Below are 4,993 nucleotides of genomic sequence, written 5' to 3'. Positions count from 1 at the left end.
TAACCTCATCTTAAACTATAGTAACTAATTTTGTGAAGTATTGTAAACTAAATAGGTAAAATATTAAGCTCATCAGGGCGATTGATAACTTATCAAACCCTTCGATTTATAAAATTACTAGAATGCTGGTGGCATTCTACTGGAGCTTGCTTAAGGCAAAAAAGTTTTCCTAGAGTTATTTAGTACTAATTGTTGCATCAAACAATTTCGCAAAAAGGTAAGGAAGAAAAAAGAATAAAAATCATGATAGAGATTGGGTAGGAAATATGATTATCAGCCTCTTAGTAGGCATAAATTTTCAAATTCCTTTTTATAGTATTATTTTTGATAATTGGTATTAATGTTGGTAAAATCTGTGTAGTAGGAATGAATCGCCGTTTCAGGTTTAATGTATTATGTCCAGTTAAATACTTAAGTTAAGTCATTTAGAAATATGTATTATTAAACAAATATCCTATGAGTAAAGTGTTAGCTATTTTAGGGTAATTAAGCAATCATGACATTGATTGGATGATTGCTAATGGTAGTAAGAAAAAAATTACTACTAACACTATATTAATCCATGAAGGTCAACCAATTGATGGTCTTTATATTGCACTATATGGCACAATGAAAGTTTATGTAGCTGGTGTTGGAAATCAAGAAATAGGTATTATTACTTCTGGTGAAATTTGGGGAGAGATGTCTTTTGTAGATGGTCGATTACCATCTGCTACTTTAAAGGCGATAGAAAATACTTTAATTCTGTCTATCTCTAAACAAAAATTAAATGAAAAATTAGAGCAAGATGTATTATTTTATCTCAGATTTTATCGAGCAATTACTAAGTTTTTATCGACTCGATTACGCGGTACTGTAACCCGCTTTAGTGAACATCAAGATTTACTTGATCAAGATAATTATGGGAATAATAATACTGAAACATTAGCAGACAATAGTGCCGTAGCTAAGTCTAGATTTGAAGCATTAATGGAAGTCTTAGGAGTAGTTAAAGAAGCACCTCAGCGGTCAGCACCTCAGCAATCAGCAAATTTTTTTTGAGATGCCCTCGTTTGCGGAGTATTAATGACCCTCTTTCTTCATTAGACATCTCCAATAATAAAAAATAAAATTATAGCGGTTTTCATTAACATAGAATACAGCTATTAGGTCTGTAATTATTAAACTTCAAACATACTTATATTTTGTCTGTAGTCTACCTTTGTGAAAACCGCTATAATTATCCCACTCTTATTCATTAATTCTTTCCCCCTACTTCCTACTCCCTTTTTTCTGGAAATGTATATTTAATTTGTACTTTGAAGCTAAAAATTTGAAGATGTCAGAATTTGATCAAAGTGAAAATCAACAAAAATTCGACCGGATAATCATGGGTTATTGTCTAGATATGGCCCAACAAGCTTTAGGTAAAACTGCCCCTAATCCCATGGTAGGTTGTGTGATCGCTCAAAATAGCCAAATTGTAGGAAAAGGGTTTCATCCTGGTGCAGGTCATCCTCATGCAGAAGTGCTTGCTCTCAAGGAGGCAGGTGAAAAAGCAAAAGGAGCTACTGTTTATGTGAGTTTAGAACCATGTAATCACTATGGACGTACGCCACCTTGTACGGAAGCTTTAATTGCAGCAGGTGTAGCAAAGGTTGTGGTGGGAATGATCGATCCAAATCCTTTGGTTGCAGGTAGTGGTATTGCAAAATTACGAGAAGCTGGTATTCAAGTAGTGGTCGGAGTGTTAGAAGCTGAATGTCGTCAACTAAATGAAGCTTTTATTCACCGAATACTCCACCAAAAACCCTTTGGAATTTTGAAATATGCCATGACTCTTGATGGCAAAATTGCTACTACTACAGGTCATAGTGCATGGGTGACATCACCCGCAGCGCGGAGTGAAGTACATAAGTTACGGGTTGCTTGTGATGCTGTGATTATTGGAGGCAATACGGTGCGTCGAGATAATCCACTTTTGACGAGTCGCAGCAGTAAAGTTGATAATCCTTTGCGGGTGGTTATGAGTCGCAGTCTAGATTTGCCTACAGAGGCTAATTTATGGAATGTTGATGAAGCTAATACTTTAGTGTTTACAGAAGTAGAGTCTAATCGAGAATTTCAGCAATATTTGAGACAAAAAGGGGTTGAAGTAGTAGAAGTTTCATCATTGACTCCGGCAAAGGTGATGGCAAATCTCTACGATCGCGGATTTCTTTCCGTACTTTGGGAATGTGGGGGGACTTTGGCAGCAAGGGCGATCGCTGATGGTGCAGTGCAGAAAATATGCGCTTTTATTGCTCCTAAAATTATTGGTGGCCAAATAGCGCCTTCACCTGTAGGGGATTTAGGATTAATTAAAATGACAGAAGCTGTGGAGTTAGAGAATGTGAGTATTTGTGCTGTTGGTTGTGACTATTTATTGACAGGTTATATTATATTCGATTGAATACTAATACTTTGATGGAAGCAAGATAGGAGGAAAGAAGGGAAGGTTGAAAAGAGTTTATTCATGATAAATTATTATTCAAACATTTTGATGATTGATCTTAAAGTATTTCAACAATTAATTATTAATTATTAATTATTACCTCTCCTTGAAAAGAAAAGGATTGACTAATCATGAAAAATTTTTCTTCTCTTGGTTGATTGGATATGGCTCCGAAGATCGCCATCCCACCCTACGGGAAGCTGCGCTAACGACCGCTTATTTCTCCTGATAGAGCGACAGCTCGCGGCGCAGCCAAGGAGAGAGTTTAAACCTTAATTATTCGGTAATATCATCTCCGGATAATTAGTGCTCAAAAAAACTTCTCCTTTTCTTCCTCTTTATTCTTTATTTCCTCCTGACTCGGTCCGACTGACTCCTCCGTTGTTTATTTATAAGTATTCAACCGGACATGATATAAGTTCTCAATTTTCCGGTAATATTAGTATTATTAAGTCTTTAGTAATCAAGAAAGATATATAAGTAGATATTGAGGCAAGTTCACGGTTTAAATACGAAATAAAATAATATTATCTTTATACAAATAAAATCAACCTTAGATTTGGATATTGTAGAGAATATGCATATAATTTATGAACTAGAAAACGATGGCAGGAACTACAAAGAAATAATCTATTTTTTGATTTTTCACGACTTATTTTAAATAGCTATATCTGAATATAAATTAGAGCGGTTTTCAGGAAGATGGAATACGCAGTAAAAATTATAATTCTTGTATATATCCTCTATATAACTGTAGTCTAATCAAGCGAAAACTGCTATAAATGTATACATAATCTTTTAAATCTAATGACATATATTCCTAACTCAAAAAGTATAGATCCCAGGCCAGATCATCCAGGAACACCCATAGCACTTAACTCCAGATTTTATATCGAGCGACCACCTTGCGAAGAACGTGCATATCAAGAAATTGCTACTCCAGGTAGTTTGATTAGGATTAGAGGGCCTAGACAAATGGGAAAAACTTCTTTCCTACTACGATTGATTAACTACACTAAAACTTTAGATTACCGAATCATAACTATAGATTTTTTACAGACTGATACAGCAGTTTTTGAGAGTACAGAAAAATTTTTACGTTGGTTTTGTATTAATCTTAGTAGGCAGCTAAAATCGACTTATAATATAGATGATTATTGGGACGAATATATAGGATATAAGGTATGTTGTACGATTTTTGTTGAAGAACTATTACATGAAGTTTATACTCCTGTAGTGTTGATTTTTAAAGAAGTTAATTGCGTCTTTAAATATACTAAAATTACCCAGGATTTTTTACCATTATTACGATTTTGGCATGAACAAGCTCGGATAGTAGAAATTTGGAAAAAACTGCGATTAGTGTTAGTTCATGCTACTGAAATATATGTTTCATTAAGTGTGAATCAATCACCGTTTAATCTTGGTTTACCCATTAAATTATCTGAATTTACACTAGAACAAGTTAAAGATTTTGCTCAACGTTATGGACTGAAGTTGCCAGAAGAACAAATACAAGAATTGATGAATTTAGTAGGGGGGCATCCCTATTTAGTACATCTGGCTTTAGATAATTTATATCATCACAATTTAACTTTTGAAGAATTATTAAGAGATGCTCCTACTCAGAGAGGAATTTATAGTGATTATTTACGCAGTTTATGGATAGTATTACAAAAGCAACCAACACTGGCAGCTACATTTACACAGCTAATTACAGAACCAACAAATATTCAATTGGAACCGATGATTACTTATCAACTAGAAAATTTAGGATTAGTCAAAATAGATGGAAATATTTGTGTTCCTTGCTGTAAGTTATATTCTCTCTATTTTCAAGGGCAAAAATTAGGGCAGACAAGTGATCGAACTGTGGCAGAAAAAACCAAAAATCAAGATTATCAAAATCCACAAGTTTTTACAAATATTAATTCTGTTAAAATGAGTAACCATGATTTTTTTAACTTCTACACTAAGATTGAATGGAATAATATAGTTGCTGAAAACTATCCGATTGCTTTGATATTAGGTGAAATAGATAATTATCAAGTTTATAAAAATCAATATGGAACTAAATTTAGTCATAATTGTTTACAAGTTATATCAAAAAAAATATCTCTGATTTTACAGGATATTCACAATGTACATTTCAACAAGGAAAATGAACAATTTATAATGATTTTGCCGAAAATAGATGGTAGAAAAGCAATAGAAATTGCTGAAATAATTATCCGAGAAATTAAAGAATTGACATTATCTCCTGACAGAGATATGTGGACTAATTTTCCTAACTCTATAGTAACTATGAGTATGGGAATTGCTTGTACAATTCCCAGCGAAAATGAACATAGTAGTCTGTTTTTAGCAGCAGAAGAAGCCTTATTTGAATCTCAAGAACAAGGAGATTGTGTTACTTTAAGTTCATTTTTAAATTATCAAGATTCTTGAGTATCAAAAGATCGACAGTTTATTTATGTCAATTTATAGATACCAGCCTTCTAAGCAATAATCCTTTTTACA

The 4,993-nt window shown here is 33.4% G+C and carries 3 protein-coding genes; all 3 read left to right on the top strand.

Annotation, left to right across the window (positions count from 1 at the left end; translation table 11 throughout):
* Positions 1–510 precede the first annotated feature (510 nt).
* The 3 genes from F6K13_RS17820 to F6K13_RS17810 all read left to right on the top strand — a co-directional run bounded on the left by F6K13_RS17820 (position 511) and on the right by F6K13_RS17810 (position 4,921).
* On the top strand, positions 511–1,041 hold the full coding sequence (locus F6K13_RS17820) for a cyclic nucleotide-binding domain-containing protein (protein WP_240038745.1): 531 nt from the start codon (positions 511–513) through the stop codon (positions 1,039–1,041).
* Positions 1,042–1,318: 277 nt separating this feature from the next.
* Positions 1,319–2,431, top strand: coding sequence for a bifunctional diaminohydroxyphosphoribosylaminopyrimidine deaminase/5-amino-6-(5-phosphoribosylamino)uracil reductase RibD (gene ribD / locus F6K13_RS17815; RefSeq protein ID WP_124155506.1), 1,113 nt, complete (start codon positions 1,319–1,321; stop codon positions 2,429–2,431).
* 849 nt (positions 2,432–3,280) lie between these two features.
* Positions 3,281–4,921, top strand: coding sequence for an AAA-like domain-containing protein (locus F6K13_RS17810; RefSeq protein ID WP_287287926.1), 1,641 nt, complete (start codon positions 3,281–3,283; stop codon positions 4,919–4,921).
* Positions 4,922–4,993 lie beyond the last annotated feature (72 nt).

Source organism: Okeania sp. SIO2B9, from assembly GCF_010672505.1.
Classification (GTDB): Bacteria; Cyanobacteriota; Cyanobacteriia; order Cyanobacteriales; family Microcoleaceae; genus Okeania; species Okeania hirsuta.
This window is presented reverse-complemented; position numbering and strand designations above follow the sequence as displayed.